16 protein-coding genes are annotated in these 16281 nt (G+C 40.0%); all 16 read left to right on the top strand.

What is annotated here, in order from left to right; all coding sequences use genetic code 11:
* Nucleotides 1-41 precede the first annotated feature (41 nt).
* Nucleotides 42-2093: a flagellar hook-length control protein FliK gene (locus L659_RS0106205; RefSeq protein ID WP_029769837.1), complete on the top strand. Its 2052-nt coding sequence runs from the start codon at nucleotides 42-44 to the stop codon at nucleotides 2091-2093.
* Between the two features lie 57 nt (nucleotides 2094-2150).
* Complete coding sequence (gene fliL, locus L659_RS0106200; RefSeq protein WP_024589946.1) at nucleotides 2151-2681, top strand: flagellar basal body-associated protein FliL; 531 nt, start codon at nucleotides 2151-2153, stop codon at nucleotides 2679-2681.
* Between the two features lie 9 nt (nucleotides 2682-2690).
* The gene (gene fliM, locus L659_RS0106195; RefSeq protein ID WP_024589945.1) at nucleotides 2691-3782 is read left to right on the top strand and encodes a flagellar motor switch protein FliM; all 1092 of its coding nucleotides are present in this window, start codon (nucleotides 2691-2693) and stop codon (nucleotides 3780-3782) included.
* A 20-nt stretch (nucleotides 3783-3802) separates the two neighbouring features.
* Nucleotides 3803-4201: a flagellar motor switch protein FliN gene (fliN, locus tag L659_RS0106190; RefSeq protein WP_007585803.1), complete on the top strand. Its 399-nt coding sequence runs from the start codon at nucleotides 3803-3805 to the stop codon at nucleotides 4199-4201.
* Nucleotides 4198-4581, top strand: coding sequence for a flagellar biosynthetic protein FliO (fliO, locus tag L659_RS0106185; RefSeq protein WP_024589944.1), 384 nt, complete (start codon nucleotides 4198-4200; stop codon nucleotides 4579-4581). Before fliN ends, fliO begins: the two co-directional genes overlap by 4 nt.
* 4 nt (nucleotides 4582-4585) lie before the next feature.
* Nucleotides 4586-5326: a flagellar type III secretion system pore protein FliP gene (gene fliP, locus L659_RS0106180; protein WP_007585804.1), complete on the top strand. Its 741-nt coding sequence runs from the start codon at nucleotides 4586-4588 to the stop codon at nucleotides 5324-5326.
* 40 nt (nucleotides 5327-5366) lie between these two features.
* Complete coding sequence (gene fliQ, locus L659_RS0106175; protein WP_002959325.1) at nucleotides 5367-5636, top strand: flagellar biosynthesis protein FliQ; 270 nt, start codon at nucleotides 5367-5369, stop codon at nucleotides 5634-5636.
* 2 nt (nucleotides 5637-5638) lie between these two features.
* A complete protein-coding gene (gene fliR / locus L659_RS0106170) occupies nucleotides 5639-6418 on the top strand; it encodes a flagellar biosynthetic protein FliR (protein ID WP_024589943.1) in 780 nt (259 codons plus the stop codon).
* 9 nt (nucleotides 6419-6427) lie between these two features.
* Entirely contained in the window at nucleotides 6428-7558 is a 1131-nt protein-coding gene (flhB, locus tag L659_RS0106165) for a flagellar biosynthesis protein FlhB (RefSeq protein WP_007585806.1), read from the top strand.
* Between the two features lie 72 nt (nucleotides 7559-7630).
* The gene (flhA, locus tag L659_RS0106160; protein WP_010553901.1) at nucleotides 7631-9742 is read left to right on the top strand and encodes a flagellar biosynthesis protein FlhA; all 2112 of its coding nucleotides are present in this window, start codon (nucleotides 7631-7633) and stop codon (nucleotides 9740-9742) included.
* A 21-nt stretch (nucleotides 9743-9763) separates the two neighbouring features.
* On the top strand, nucleotides 9764-11245 hold the full coding sequence (flhF, locus tag L659_RS0106155; protein ID WP_024589942.1) for a flagellar biosynthesis protein FlhF: 1482 nt from the start codon (nucleotides 9764-9766) through the stop codon (nucleotides 11243-11245).
* The gene (locus L659_RS0106150) at nucleotides 11238-12098 is read left to right on the top strand and encodes a MinD/ParA family ATP-binding protein (protein WP_007585809.1); all 861 of its coding nucleotides are present in this window, start codon (nucleotides 11238-11240) and stop codon (nucleotides 12096-12098) included. The genes flhF and L659_RS0106150 overlap by 8 nt, the downstream gene beginning before the upstream one ends.
* Before the next feature lie 26 nt (nucleotides 12099-12124).
* Complete coding sequence (locus tag L659_RS0106145; protein ID WP_007585810.1) at nucleotides 12125-12835, top strand: RNA polymerase sigma factor FliA; 711 nt, start codon at nucleotides 12125-12127, stop codon at nucleotides 12833-12835.
* A gap of 40 nt (nucleotides 12836-12875) precedes the next feature.
* Nucleotides 12876-13259 carry a chemotaxis response regulator CheY gene (gene cheY, locus L659_RS0106140; protein ID WP_008132609.1) on the top strand — a complete coding sequence of 128 codons (384 nt, stop codon included), beginning with the start codon at nucleotides 12876-12878 and terminating at the stop codon, nucleotides 13257-13259.
* 17 nt (nucleotides 13260-13276) lie between these two features.
* Entirely contained in the window at nucleotides 13277-14050 is a 774-nt protein-coding gene (locus L659_RS0106135) for a protein phosphatase CheZ (RefSeq protein WP_007585814.1), read from the top strand.
* Between the two features lie 15 nt (nucleotides 14051-14065).
* The gene (locus tag L659_RS0106130) at nucleotides 14066-16273 is read left to right on the top strand and encodes a chemotaxis protein CheA (RefSeq protein ID WP_024589940.1); all 2208 of its coding nucleotides are present in this window, start codon (nucleotides 14066-14068) and stop codon (nucleotides 16271-16273) included.
* The last annotated feature ends 8 nt before the right edge of the window (nucleotides 16274-16281 follow it).

The following is a 16281-nucleotide window of genomic DNA, read 5'->3' as shown; positions in this document are numbered from 1 at the left end:
GGTATGCGGTGGCATATTGCCGTAATGGTATTAGGTGATTTATGGCGATGAATAACATTTCGTTTTTAGTTTCTTCTGAAAAAGATTCACTGTTAGCTTTTAAAGACAATAGCTTAGCTAATGGCGAAGGAAATTTAGGCGATGAATTTTTAAGTCAGCTAAACGAAGCGCATAACTCTATGGAGCCTTTGCTTAAAGGCAATAAAAATCCCGATGCCGAAAACTCGATTGCCATACCTAAGCATAAACAGCCAGAAGAAAATGAAAATCTGAGCGTAAAGCTAGATGAAGTAACAACGGACGAAGTTACTTTTGTGTCTGTTGAGATGCTTGATCAAATTAATTCAGCACAAGCAATGAGCACGTCGGTCAATAAGCCGTTCGATGCAACTAACAGTTTAGAATCAGAAAATGCAGAGCTAGAAGCTACACTAGTAGAGAATACAGAATTACAAAGTACACCAATAATTGCATCAATTAATGCAAGTGATGAAGTATCGGCTAAAGAAGCGAATACAGCGAGTGTAGTGCAAAATCCAATTGCCACTAATGTAGACTCTAAAACGGCTAAATTAACTGATTCAAAAAGCGATAACTTGAGCACCCCACCTTTGAATTCGTTACCATTAAATGAAGGCAAGCATCGTAAAAGTGGTGTTGCTGAAGCTATTGAAGGGCCATTAAATTCTATAAATAAAAAGCCCGATGACAGCATTGGTCCTATATTAGAAAAATCTGAATTTGCATCAATGAGTTCTAAAGAGCAACTGGGACAAAATAAGTCTGCTGATAAAAATAATATAGTTTTGCCAACACTCACCGACAAAGCGGGCGTTACTCAGTCTTCTTTAGTCGCAACTGAAGCTGATAATAATACAGCAATAGATACGTTAATGACTAAAGATGCGAGCTTAATTAAAGCTAATAATGTTATTGCTAGTTTAACGCCTGAGCAGCGCTCACAACTTAACGCGCAAGTTAAGGTATTAGAAAATACTGATTCAACAAGTAACGCAACTAGTAGCACTTCAAATCTTAAGCAAATGCTTGCGCAATTTATTACTGATAATGAAAAAACGCAGAGCACGAGCACAAAACAATCTTTTAGCGCAGAAATCAATTCACTTAATACAACTGAAAAACAAAGCTTATTAACGCAATTAAACGCTTATATTAAAACAGAGCAGCCTAAAGGCGAGCAATTGGCAGTGCTTAAGCAAACAGTTAATGAATTAAAAGCTTCAATTGAAATAGGACTTGCCGATACCGCTAAGACAGACTCTAAAACGTTTGTAGCGTCAGAGACTCCTAATACAGTATATAATCCACAAAAGTTAAGCTTAAAGACATCGACAAACGAAGGGGCTGATTTAAATAAAGCTGTAACAACCTCAACTAAGGGTGATGATTTATTAAAATCACTTGAAGAATTACAAAAAGATGGCCTTAAAAAAATAACTGCAGAACAAACTCCTGCACGCGTAGCACAAGTATTTACGCAAATTACAGCTGCTTTAAATACTCAGCAAACGAGCACATTAAGCCAATACGACTCATTAAGTTACGAGCAGAGCTTACTTGATACCCAAATAATACAAACTCAACAATTACAAAGTACATCGCAAGTTAAGCAAGTAAGTATTGATCCTGGTGTAATGCAGGCAATTAATATTGTTAAAAGTGATGCAGCTAAATTACTGCAAGAGCGCGTTAGCTCAATGCTGAGCATTAATAACAAAGAAGCAGAAATTCGCCTAGATCCTCCCGAAATGGGCAGTATGCAAATACGTATTCGTAGCGATGCAGAACAAGCACATATAAACTTTGTAGTACAAAACCAGCAAGCCAAAGAAGCACTTGAACAATCAATGCCGCGCTTACGTGAAATGTTAGCGCAACAAGGATTAGAGCTTGGTGAAAGTACTATTTCTTATGGGCAATCAGGTGGTGAAACTGCCGAGCAGAGTGAGAGTGGACCTCAAGGTAATTTGGCTAATAATAAGTCAGTTAATGATGAAAACGACGAGCAAGCAAATAACACTGCACAAAGTTCTCGACAACAAACTTCATCATCAATAGATTACTATGCCTAAGTGCTGCTATTATAATAACTAAAACAAGCAAGTACCTTTGCGATTAAAGGAATCATGATGGCTGAAGAAACAAGTTTAGAAATTGAAGAAACCGGTAAAAGTAAAAAGAAACTAATAATAATCATAGTAGCTGTACTACTTATTGTAGGCGGTGCTGCAGGTTACTTTTTTATGTCGGGTTCGGATGCGCCAGTTGAAACCTTAGATGAAGAGACTGCGATGTCAGCAGATGCACCTTCTGCTGCAGTTGGTGATTCAGCTGAAATAGGCAGTGCTTTATATGTGTCAATGCCACGCCCATTTGTATTTAACGTGCCCGGTTCAAGTCGCGACAGAATTGTGCAAATTAAAGTACAGTTACTGGTACGTGGCGAAGTAAATGAAGAAACAGCTAAAAAACACATTCCATTAATAGAAGGTACGTTATTAAGTGTGTTTTCTACTACAACAGCCGATGAGTTAAGTACGAGCTCTGGTAAAGAAACACTTCGTTTTTCTGCACTTGAAAAGGTACAGGAAGCTTTAATGGATGTTGAAGGCAGCAAAGTAATTGAGCGGGTATTGTTTACCGGCTTTGTGATGCAATAAGGGGTTAGCGTGAGCGATTTATTATCCCAAGACGAAATTGATGCGCTATTACATGGCGTTGATGACGTTGAAGAGGAAGATATACACGACGGTGAAGATGGCGGAGGAGGTACGCTTCAGTACGATTTTTCTTCGCAAGATCGGATCGTACGTGGTCGTATGCCGACGCTGGAAATTGTTAATGAACGCTTTGCTCGTCATATGCGAATTAGCCTATTTAACATGATGCGCCGCACCGCAGAGGTGTCTATTAACGGCGTGCAAATGATTAAGTTTGGCGAGTATATTCATACTTTATTTGTTCCAACCAGTTTAAATATGGTGCGTTTTAGACCTTTAAAAGGCACTGGCCTGATTACCATGGAAGCACGACTTGTGTTTATTTTGGTAGATAACTTTTTTGGTGGTGACGGGCGTTATCATGCAAAAATCGAAGGCCGAGAATTTACGCCTACAGAGCGTCGTATTGTGCAAATGCTCCTTAAGATCATCTTTGAAGATTATAAAGAAGCATGGGCACCGGTTATGGATGTATCGTTTGAATACCTCGATTCTGAAGTAAACCCAGCTATGGCTAATATTGTAAGCCCAACTGAGGTTGTGGTTATTAGTTCTTTCCATATTGAGCTTGATGGTGGCGGTGGCGATTTTCATATTGCTTTACCTTACTCTATGCTTGAGCCAATTCGAGAGCTGTTAGATGCGGGTGTTCAGTCTGATACTGAAGATACCGATTTACGTTGGAGCAAAGCACTTCGAGACGAAATAATGGATGTAGAGGTTGATATGTCGACTCAGTTACTTGAAGTTGATTTAACCTTAAGGCAGATTATGGAACTCAAAGCCGGTGATATTATTCCGGTTGAAATGCCTGAGCATATAACCGTGTTTGTTGAAGAACTCCCTACATTTAGAGCTAAAATGGGTCGCTCTCGCGATAATGTTGCACTTCAAATTAGTGAAAAAATTAAACGACCTGATTCAGTTAAATCTGAGCTGCATGTATTTACCAAAGGCGGCAAGAAAATTGACTCAGATGCAGAATTAGCAGAACTAGAAGATGATTTACACCTCTCTGACGGTGTAGACTTAGACTGGTAATTGATTAAAAGGTTAAAAGTATGAGCGATGATCAAGACACAATGGATGAATGGGCAGCAGCATTAGCAGAAGCCGAAGCTCCAGATGATAGTAGCGAAGCACATGTTGCAGAGCTTGATGAGTTAAGTGATTCAAAACACGAAATGAGTGGCGATGAAAAACGAAAACTCGACACTATTTTAGATATCCCCGTTACTATTTCAATGGAAGTAGGACGCTCTAAAATTAATATTCGTAACTTATTGCAACTTAACCAAGGCTCTGTTGTTGAGCTTGACCGTGTTGCGGGCGAGCCGCTAGACGTGCTAGTTAATGGTACTTTGATAGCCCATGGTGAAGTAGTTGTAGTAAACGACAAGTTTGGTATTCGCTTAACTGACGTGATAAGCCAAGTAGAGCGGATCAAAAAACTACGATGAGCTTATTAGTTGCTTTAACGAGTTCCGTTTTTTCAAAAGCAGATGTGGCAACACCCACTGGAGATATACTCTCTATGGTGCTGTCGCTTGCTATGGTGCTAGTACTAATTATTGTGCTGGCATTTTTTGTTAAAAAGCTTAATCCAAATTTAGCAAACAGCGATGAATTTAAAGTAGTCAGAAGTCTACCTTTGGGTTCTCGCGAGCGTTTAATGGTTGTTGAGATAGATAATGCTCAGCATTTACTTGGTGTAACTCCCCACAGTATTAATTACTTACACAAGTTAGAAACCCCATTAAGTGAAAAAGAACTACCTGAACTCGCTAAACGATTTGGTAAACTTTTAAACCCGCAATCAAACCAAAATAAAAAGAATTAAACCTATGACAAAGTGGCTGCTTATTATTTTTGCCATGGTGTTTGTACCAAGTGTAAGCGCAGAAGGAATTGATGCGCTTACTATTACAACAAACGCTGATGGCACACAGGATTACTCAGTAACGTTACAAGTTTTAGCAATTATGACGGCGCTGAGTTTTATACCGGCTGCCATAATTATGATGACCTCCTTTACACGAATAATTGTTGTACTCGCCATTTTGCGCCAAGCAATTGGTTTGCAGCAAACACCGTCAAACCAAGTGTTATTAGGGATGTCGCTTTTTCTAAGTATTTTTATAATGTCGCCTATTTATCAGCAGGTAAACGAGCGAGCTATAGAACCTTACTTAAATGAGCAGGTTACTTCAGTACAAGCTTTAGAGCTGGCTAAAGAGCCAATGAAAGCATTTATGCTTTCACAAGTGCGTTTAAAAGATTTAGAAACGTTTGCTAAAATTGCCGGTTACGATCAGCTAGATTCGCCACAAGATACACCGTTAATAGTGCTTATACCCGCCTTTGTAACCAGCGAATTGCAAACCGCATTTATTATAGGGTTTATGTTTTTTATCCCATTTTTAATTGTTGATTTAGTGGTCGCCTCGGTATTAATGGCGATGGGTATGATGATGCTTTCACCCATGATTGTGTCCTTACCGTTTAAAATTATGTTATTTGTACTTGTAGACGGCTGGAGCTTAGTGATGGGTACCTTAGCCAAAAGCTTTGGTTTAGGGACTTAGTATGCAAAGCATTAACATGACCCAACAATAGGAGTACAACATGGAACCGGAAATTTTTGTTGATATCCTAAGTGACGCTCTTTTTTTAGTTATTAAGCTGGTGTCTGCAATTGTAGTCCCAGGCTTAATTATTGGTTTAGTTGTTGCCGTGTTTCAGGCTGCAACGTCTATCAATGAACAAACATTGAGCTTTTTACCTCGTTTATTAATTACCATTAGTGCGCTTATTGTGGGTGGGCATTGGCTTACTCAAGAGCTAATGGACTTTTTTACTCGCCTAGTATTACTTATTCCTGAAATTGCAGGTTAAGCGTGGAATACCCCTTTGCTGTCGTTATTCAATGGTTGAGCGATTTTTTGTTGCCGCTGGTACGCATTAGCTCAATGATTATGATTATGGCTGGTTTGGGGGCTAAAAATGTTCCTACACGTATAAAAATGGGTTTATCGGTTGTTGTAACTTTTGTTGTAGTTCCTGTTTTGCCCCCAGCTACATTCACTAATTTATTTTCGTTTGAGATGATTTTAGTCGTTATTCAACAAATGCTGATTGGTGTTGCTATTGGTTTTGCATCTATACTTTTATTAAATACTTTTGTGTTAGCAGGGCAAATACTCGCGATGCAAACCGGTTTAGGTTTTGCTTCGGTTATTGATCCTTCTAATGGCGCAAGCGTCCCAGCGGTTGGCCAGTTTTTCCTTATTTTGGCCACCTTGTTATTTTTTGCTTTTAACGGGCATTTAATGATGATTCAAATGGTAGTGCATAGTTTTCAAGTGCTACCCATTGATGGCACATGGTGGTCTGTAGATCATTACTGGGACATAGTGACCTGGGGCGGCTGGATGTTTACTACAGCACTTGTACTCTCACTTGCACCGCTTACCGCTATGCTCGTTATTAATATGTCGTTTGGTATTATGACGCGTGCAGCACCGCAATTAAATATTTTCTCTATTGGTTTTCCGTTTACCTTGGTAGCGGGACTTATTATTATTTGGGCGACACTAGGTAACTTTGTTTCTCAGTTTGAGTTTCAATGGTTAAAAATGGTTGAGCTAATGTGTACTTTAGTTGGTTGCTCACCTTAGGAGAAAGTCATGTCTGAAGACTCAGGACAAGAAAAAACAGAAGAACCCACATCCAAAAAGCTTGAAGAATCTAAAAAGAAAGGCCAAATAGCGCGCTCAAAAGAGCTAGGTACTATGTTTGTACTTATTTTTTCGGCTATATCGCTTTTGATGTATGGGCCAGAAATTGGCAAAGGTTTATACAATGTAATGGGCCGAACCCTTAGCTTAAACCGCAACGAAGCCTTTGATACCACTAAAATGTTTGCCGTATGGGGAGAGGTTGCAGACGCTTTAATGTTTCCTATGGCTATGTTTGTATTAATTATAGTTTTGGCTGCATTTATTGGTAATACGTTACTAGGTGGTTTTAATTTTAGCTGGGAAGCCGCTGCACCTAAAGCAAGTAAAATGTCGCCAATGAAAGGCTTTAAACGTATGTTTGGCCCGCAAGCGGCTATTGAGCTTGTAAAGTCACTTTTAAAATTTGGTTTGGTTGCAAGTTTTGCTATATTTTTAATTAATACTTATTTTGATGAAATACTACATTTAAGTTTAGAAAGTGCACCAGGTAATATTATCCATGCCTTAGAGATTTTAGGGTGGATGTTTTTAGGCCTTTCGTGCACTTTAATTATTATTGCCGCTATTGATGCGCCATTTCAAAGTTATAACCATAACAAACAACTTAAAATGACCATGCAAGAGATTAAAGATGAGTATAAAAACTCTGAAGGTGACCCACAAATAAAAGCGCGTATTAGGCAAACACAAAGGCAAATGTCGCAAAACCGTATGATGCAAGATGTCCCTGACGCTGATGTTATTGTTACCAACCCAACTCACTACTCTGTAGCATTAAAATACGATACAGAGCGCGCAGGTGCGCCAATAGTGCTTGCTAAGGGTATTGATGAAATGGCGATGCAAATTAGAAAAGTAGCAATAGGGAACGAAGTACCTATTTTAGAATCCCCCATGTTGACCCGAGCGCTTTACCATACGGCTGAAGTAGGAGAGCAAATACCCGATCAGCTATTTACTGCTGTAGCGCAAGTTTTAGCGTATGTATTTCAGCTTAAGCGCTTTAATAAAGGGCGTGGTAAACGTCCAACTAAGCTCAATAACAAGCTCCCAATCCCCGATGCCTACAAGTATTAAACAGTTAACTTAGTAACTTGGAATAGTTATTGCAAATTCTACGTAGTGTCAATTTTTTGAAATTGTAGAATTATGAGTTTTAAAGCGGTATTACAACAACTTAACAGAGACAAAAAAGACTATGCCAAAGGGGTAGGTACTCCTTTGCTTGTGCTTGCTGCCTTGGGAATGGTGATTTTACCGTTACCGCCATTTTTACTCGATATCCTTTTCTCGTTTAATATTGCCCTCGCATTAGTGGTTTTACTCGTGACTGTTTACACGATGAAGCCGGTTGAGTTTGGTATATTCCCCTCTGTATTACTAATCGCTACGATTATGCGCTTAGCGCTTAATGTTGCCAGCACTCGAGTTGTATTACTTGAAGGTCATAATGGTGGTGATTCTGCCGGCAAGGTAATTGAAGCGTTTGGCTCAGTTGTTATTGGTGGTAACTACGCTGTTGGTTTGGTCGTATTTTTAATCCTGATCATTATTAACTTTGTGGTAATTACTAAAGGTGCTGGGCGTATATCTGAGGTATCTGCACGTTTCACCCTTGATGCAATGCCGGGTAAACAAATGGCAATTGACGCCGATTTAAACGCAGGCTTTATCAGCGCAGAGCAAGCGCGTGACCGCCGCGAGGAAGTAACTCGCGAAGCCGATTTTTACGGCTCAATGGATGGTGCGAGTAAATTTGTAAAAGGCGATGCCATTGCAGGTATTGTTATATTAATCATAAATATTGTTGGTGGTTTATTTGTAGGTATGATTCAGCATAATTTGAGTTTTGGCAACGCAATGGAAGTATATACATTACTTACCATTGGCGATGGCTTAGTTGCTCAACTCCCTTCTTTACTGCTTTCAATTGGTACCGCGATTGTTGTAACACGTCAAAATGAGTCGCTCAATATGGGTGACCAATTTAAGAAACAACTAGGTAACGAAAAATCACTCTTTATTGCTTCAGGTATTTTGATCATCATGGGGTTAGTGCCTGGTATGCCGCATTTTGCTTTTTTAAGTTTAGGTGCGTTACTGGGTTATTTAGCTTACTACACACAGCAAACTAAGTTAAAAGCCGCTGCAGCAGAGGCCGAAGAAGCCGCCAGTGGCGGAAGCGCTGCAACAGGTATTGCCAATAAACAAGAGCAAAAAGAACTTGGTTGGGATGATGTTCAACAGGTTGACGTAATTGGCTTAGAAGTAGGCTATAGATTAATTCCGTTGGTAGATCAATCTCAAGGTGGTGAGCTACTTAATCGTATTAAAGGTGTACGTAAAAAGCTTTCTCAAGAACTTGGTTTTTTAGTACCACCTGTTCATATTCGCGATAATTTAGAGCTTGACCCTAATGCTTACAGAATAACGCTAATGGGTGTTTCAACCGGTGAAAGCGAACTTAAACATGGTGACGAGCTAGCGATTAACCCAGGGCAAGTATTTGGCCCAATTAAAGGGGTTGAAACTAAAGATCCTGCGTTTGGCCTTGATGCAGTATGGATCAAGCCAGATCAAAAAGATGAAGCGCAATCACTAGGTTATACCGTTGTAGATTCAGCCACGGTAGTTGCCACTCATATTAGCCAGTTATTAACTAACAGCGCGGCGTTGCTACTAGGGCATGAAGAAGTCCAAAACCTGCTTGATATGCTCGCTAAAAGCCACCCTCGCTTAGTAGAAGGGCTAGTACCAGATGTGTTGCCATTAACTGCAATTGTAAAAGTACTGCAAAATTTATTGAATGAAGGTGTAGCTATTCGCGATATGCGCTCAATTGTTCAAACCCTTGTTGAGTATGGCCCGCGTAGCCAAGACCCTGATGTATTAACGGCTGCAGTGCGTATTTCTCTGCGTAGGTTAATTGTTCAAGATGCGGTTGGTATGTCATCAGAAATCCCTGTCATAACCTTGGCACCTGAGTTGGAACAGATGTTGCATCAGTCATTACAAAATGCAGGCGATGAAGGTGCCGGTATTGAGCCTGGACTTGCAGAGCGACTTCAAGTGTCATTGACACAAGCGCATCAAAATCAAGAAATGGCCGGTGAACCTTCTATATTGCTAACGTCAGGAATGTTACGCACTGTGTTATCTCGTTTTGTTAAGTACACCATTCCAGGATTGAGAGTGATGTCTTATCAAGAGGTACCAGACGAAAGACAGATCAAGATTGTTAGCTCTGTAGGCCAACAATAAGATTTTAACAGGGGTTGAATCATGAAAATTAAACGTTTTTTTGCTAAAGATATGCGCACAGCACTTAAAGAAGTTAAAGATGAGTTAGGTGTTGATGCGGTTATTATGTCAAATAAGAAGCTGGCTAACGGTGTAGAAATTGTAGCGGCAGTTGATTATGACAAAGCAGCCCCTAAAGTAGCAGCGCAACCACAACGTACTGCAGAACCGCGCGCTCAAGCACCACAGCAAAGCATGCATAATTTTGTAAAACCAGAGCCTCAGCGTGCCAAACCAGAGCCGCAAGCAAAAGTGGCTGACAGCCTACAGGCTTTATTAGAGCGCCAATCACCGCGTCCTCGCTCCCCTGAACTTGCATCAATGTTTTCACAATCAGGTATTGATACTACCGATAACTATCAAGAACCAGCTATGGAACAGCGTACTAAAAATATGTTTGCTCCTGAAAATGCAGCGCCAGTTCGTCCACAAACTCAAGCGGATAGCTTAGGTTTTGATGATTTAGACAGCGACTTTGATGATTTAGATAGTCCAGTAACTGCTCGCCAACAAACACCCAATAATGAAAGCGAAGAAATGACAACAATGCGTGAAGAAATGAACGCAATTCGTCAATTACTTGAGCATCAAGTATCAGGCTTAATGCAGCAAGATATGGCGCGTCGCGATCCAACACGCGCTTGCATGGTTGACCGCTTAGTCGGTATGGGTATTGATAAAGAAGTAGCGCAACAAATGGCATGTTTTGTACCTGATGATGTATCTCGTAAGCAAGGCTGGAAAGCGTTGTTAACGATGGTCGAAGATCAAATGCAAACAACCAATAATGAAATACTTCGCCAAGGTGGTGTATATGCGTTAGTGGGTCCAACAGGTGTTGGTAAAACAACAACAGTTGCTAAGCTTGCAGCGTTAGGTGCACAAAAATATGGCGCTGATAAAGTGGCCTTAATAACCACTGATACATACAGAATTGGTGCTTATGAACAGCTTGCTACTTACGGCCGTATTATTGGTTGTGGTGTAAAGCAAGTTAAAGATGCTAATGAATTAGCTGAAGTTTTATATCATTTACGAAATAAACGTCTAGTATTAATTGATACAGCAGGTATGAGTCAGCGAGATTTACGTTTGACTGAGCAGTTAAACACGTTAATGCGTAACCAACGTGTGGATATTCGCAGCTACTTAGTACTAAGCGCGACGGCACAAATTAATGTATTACAAGAAACAGTACGTCACTTTAAAAAAGTACAGTTAAGTGGTTGTATTTTCACTAAGTTAGATGAATCATTAAGTTTGGGTGAGATTATTAGTATTGCGATTCAAAATCGCCTCCCAATAGGGTATCTTACTAACGGTCAACGAGTGCCAGAAGATATTCGTGTTGCAAATGCTGAGAAACTAGTGAAAAAGGCTGAGCAATTATATTTAAAAAGAACAAAAGCACAACATTCAAGGCACCAAGCAGTGGCGCCAAGTACAGTAGGGATGTATGATTAACACAGTATTAGATCAAGCAAGCGGCCTGCGCAAAATGAGTCAAAACAATAACAACGGCGTAAAAGTTATCGCTGTAACCGGTGGTAAAGGTGGGGTAGGGAAAACAAATGTTTCTCTAAATACCGCTATTGCACTAGGGCAACAAGGTAATAGAGTATTAGTGCTGGATGCTGACTTAGGTTTAGCAAACTGTGATGTGATGCTTGGTTTACGTGTAGAGCGCAATTTATCACACGTTTTGTCAGGTGAATGTGAGCTTGACGAGATTTTAGTTGAAGGCCCTGCTGGTATTAAAATTGTACCCGCTACATCGGGCTCGCAAAGTATGGTTGAACTATCGCCATCTGAGCATGCCGGGCTAATTCGTGCATTTAGCGAATTGAATACCGAATTTGATATTTTAATTGTAGATACAGCCGCTGGTATTTCAGACATGGTGCTAAGCTTCTCACGAGCAGCACAAGATGTAATGGTTGTAGTGTGCGATGAACCAACATCAATAACCGATGCTTACGCACTTATTAAAGTATTAAGCCGCGAGCACGGTGTTTATAAGTTCAAAATTGTTGCCAATATGGTCCGCAGTATGCGTGAAGGCACTGAATTATTTGCAAAACTATCTAAAGTTACCGATCGCTTTTTAGATGTTTCAATGGAGCTAGTAGCAACGGTTCCTTATGACGAAAATATGCGCAAAGCAACACGTCGCCAAAAGGTGATTGTTGAGCTCTTTCCAAGTTCGCCAGCCGCTCTCGCGTTTAAAGCGCTGGCGACAAAAGCAGTTAAATGGCCAATACCAAATCAACCATCTGGGCATTTAGAGTTTTTCATTGAGAAACTAGTAAACGGCTAATTATGACAACATTGGTGAATAGAGCTATGGGATATCAATCAACACAAAACTTAAATGTGATTGTTGAGAAACATGCATCACTTGTCAAAAAAGTGGCATGTCATCTAATTGCTCGATTACCACCTAGCGTTCAGCTTGATGATTTAATTCAATCAGGAATGATAGGTTTAATAGAAGCTTCAAAAAACTTTGATGCAACAAAAGGCGCAAGCTTTGAAACCTTTGCCGGTATTCGTATTCGCGGGGCTATGCTTGATGAAATGCGCCGTGGTGATTGGGCTCCTCGTTCAGTACACCGTAAAAGCCGACAAGTTGCAGAGGCAATTACTGGGCTCGAAAGCAGTCTGAATCGCGAACCAACAGATACAGAAGTTGCTGAAAAACTTGAAATTTCACTCAATGAGTACCATCATATTTTAAATGATGTTAATACCAGTAAAGTATTAGGCATAGAAGACCTTGGTGTAGATGAGGATGTTATTACTCCCGTAGGCCAAGATTTAGCGCTAGACAAACCTTTTAATAATGTTAAAAATGATCGGTTTAATGAGTCTTTGCTAAATGCAATAAAGTCATTACCAGAGCGTGATGCGATGGTACTTTCTTTATACTATAACGATGAAATGAATTTAAAAGAAATAGGACATATACTCGATGTAAGCGAATCGCGTGTAAGTCAGATACATGGTCAGGCGATGATTAAGCTTAAAGCTAAAATCAATGACTGGATAAACTAGTAGTAAGTAAACTAAGGTTAATACCTCACTGGGGGATGTTTTGGATAAAAACATGAAAATTCTTGTAGTTGATGATTTTTCAACGATGAGACGAATTATAAAAAACCTATTACGTGACTTAGGTTTCACTAACGTTCAAGAAGCTGATGACGGGTCTACAGCTTTGCCTATGTTACAAAATCAAGTGTTTGATTTTGTGGTTACAGATTGGAATATGCCGGGAATGCAAGGTATTGACCTTTTAAGAGCAATTCGTGCAGATGATAAGTTAAAACATATCCCTGTACTGATGGTAACGGCAGAAGCTAAAAAAGAACAAATAATAGCTGCAGCGCAAGCTGGCGTTAATGGTTATATTGTTAAGCCATTTACGGCTGGAACATTAAAAACTAAATTAGAAAAAGTATTTGAACGCTTAGGCTAATGATGGGGGAGAGGCTTATGTCAGCACCAGCTGCGCCTCAAATAACGTTAGAACAAGCTCGTCAACTCGTCATTTATTTAGAAAACGATGAGCAAGATAAAGCTAATCAGTTGATTTTAGAGACAGCTTCGCAAGAGCAGTCTAAATTATTTGCTGAAGTTGGGAAGTTGACTCGTCAACTGCACGAAGCACTTAAAAGCTTTGAGCTTGATACTCGCTTAACTAACATAACGACAGATGCGATTCCAGATGCTAAAAAGCGGCTTAATTATGTTATAGAAATGACAGAAAATGCGGCTAATAAAACAATGGATGCTGTTGAGGCTAGTTTACCTATAGCTCAGCAACTTGCAGATGAAATATCTCATATCAAACCGACATGGGATCGTTTAATGAGCCGGGAGATTGAGCTTGGTGAGTTTAAACAACTTTGCCATAGTATCGATAAGTTTATGAATAACTCTCATCATAAAACGGATGAGCTTCAAAGCTTAATGACAAATGTACTAATGGCTCAAGACTATCAAGACTTAACAGGTCAAGTTATTCGCCGTGTTATAGAACTTGTTAGAGAAGTAGAAGAAAGCTTACTTCATCTTTTAACAGCGTTTGCTGAACAAGATGACAGTGACAACACAGCGAATAAAGTAGAACAACAAAAAATAAAAGAACCAGTTGCCACACAAACTTTAGCAGGTCCTGAAGGCCCTATTATTGATAAAGAATCGCGTAATGATGTTGTGTCTGATCAAGATGAAGTCGATGATCTTTTATCAAGTTTGGGCTTCTAAGAGGAGAGTAACTGCATGTTTGAAGTCGATGAAGATATTTTACAAGACTTTCTTGTAGAGGCAGGAGAAATCCTAGAGCTTTTATCTGAACAGTTAGTTGAACTGGAAAATAATCCAGAAGATACCGAGTTACTAAATGCCATATTTAGAGGCTTTCACACTGTAAAAGGTGGTGCAGGCTTTTTAGCTATGACAGAACTTGTTGATGCTTGCCACGGCGCTGAAAACGTATTTGATTTACTACGTCAAGGCGTGCGAACGGTCAATTCAGAGTTAATGGATGTTATTTTACAAGCGCTCGACACCATTAATGAAATGTTCGCGACTATCCAAAATAGGGATAAGCCAGAACCAGCAGATCCTGAGTTACTTCAAACCCTCCATATTTTGGGCCTACCTCCAACAGAAGCCGAGCTTAATGGAGTCGCTTCAGAAACTGACGTTGAACAACCTCTTGACGAAGTAGTTGATACGCCAATAGCTGAGGACGAAGATCCATTTGCATTTGATGAAATGTTTAGTGGAACTCCTTCGGTTAGTGACGCTGAAATAAACGAAATCACTGAAGATGAATTTGAAAACTTACTTGATGAACTACACGGTAAAGGACAAGGTCCTGCAGTTGAAAAGCCAGTCGCAAGTAGTAGTGATTTTAATGGTGATATTACTGATGATGAATTTGACAGCTTATTAGACGAGTTACATGGAGTTGGCAGTTTTGGTGAGGTTGCGAGTAAAGCACCTGAGCAAAGTAATGCAGTTAAAGCACCTGTAGAACCAGCTAAATCATCGTCAAATACTGCTAATTCATCAGATGATGAAATTAGTGATGATGAATTTGAAGCGCTTCTTGATGAACTTCATGGTAAAGGCACTGCACCTAAATCAATAGAAAGCACTCCTGCTGTGAAACAGCCCAATATTCCAGCTAAACCAGCTGCAAAAGCGAGTGTGCCTGTAAAAAAACCAGAACCTGTAAAAGCACCCGTTTCTAAACCGGTAGAAAAACCGGTTGCTAAAGCAGCGCCAGTGACGCCTAAAAAATCAGCGCCACCGGCAGCAGAGACGACAGTTCGCGTAGATACAAAACGACTTGACCAAATTATGAATATGGTTGGTGAGTTAGTACTTGTGCGAAATCGTTTGGTTAGTTTAGCGACCAACTCAGACAGTGAAGCAATGGGTAAAGCAATCTCTAACTTAGATGTAGTGACTGCTGATATTCAAGGCGCGGTTATGCAAACGCGAATGCAACCAATTAAAAAGGTATTTGGTCGTTTCCCTCGCGTAGTACGCGATTTAGCACGCAGCTTAAACAAAGACATTGACTTACAACTTGTAGGTGAAGAAACCGATTTAGATAAAAACTTAGTGGAAGCACTAGCCGATCCGCTTGTGCATTTAGTTCGAAACTCAGTTGACCACGGTATTGAAATGCCAGCTGTTCGTGAGGCTGCCGGTAAGCCTAGAACAGGTAATGTTACTTTATCTGCGTCTCAGGAAGGCGACCATATTTTGTTGACCATTAAAGATGATGGCGCTGGTATGGATGCTGAGAAACTGAAAAAAATAGCAATTAGTAAAGGCGTACTCGACCACGATCAAGCGAGTCGACTTTCTGACACTGAAGCATACAACCTCATTTTTGCACCTGGCTTTTCAACAAAAGAAGAGATATCTGATATTTCAGGTCGTGGTGTTGGAATGGATGTGGTGAAAACTAAAATCACCCAATTAAACGGCTCTGTAAGTATTCAATCTGAGTTAGGCGTAGGTACCATTTTAGAGATAAAAGTACCACTTACCTTAGCCATATTACCGACCTTAATGGTAATTGTTGGCGCACAAACATTTGCGTTACCACTTGCGGGTGTTAGTGAAATATTCAACTTAGATTTAACGAAAACAAATGTGGTCGATGGGCAATTAACAATTATTGTGCGTAAAAAGGCAATACCGTTATTCTACCTCGAGCACTGGTTAGTTAAAGGCTCGGATCGTTCACAGCGAAAAGCAAAAGGCCATGTAGTTATTGTGCAAATTGGTACGCAGCAAATTGGTTTTGTTGTTGACTCATTAATTGGCCAAGAAGAAGTTGTAATTAAACCACTTGATGCGTTACTACAAGGTACCCCAGGTATGGCAGGCGCTACAATTACTTCAGATGGTGGCATTGCACTGATTTTAGACGTTCCAAACATGTTAAAACATTACGCAGGCTAATAATAAAG

It is taken from the genome of Pseudoalteromonas sp. S8-8 (genome assembly GCF_000497875.1).
Classification (GTDB): Bacteria; Pseudomonadota; Gammaproteobacteria; order Enterobacterales; family Alteromonadaceae; genus Pseudoalteromonas; species Pseudoalteromonas arctica.
This window is presented reverse-complemented; position numbering and strand designations above follow the sequence as displayed.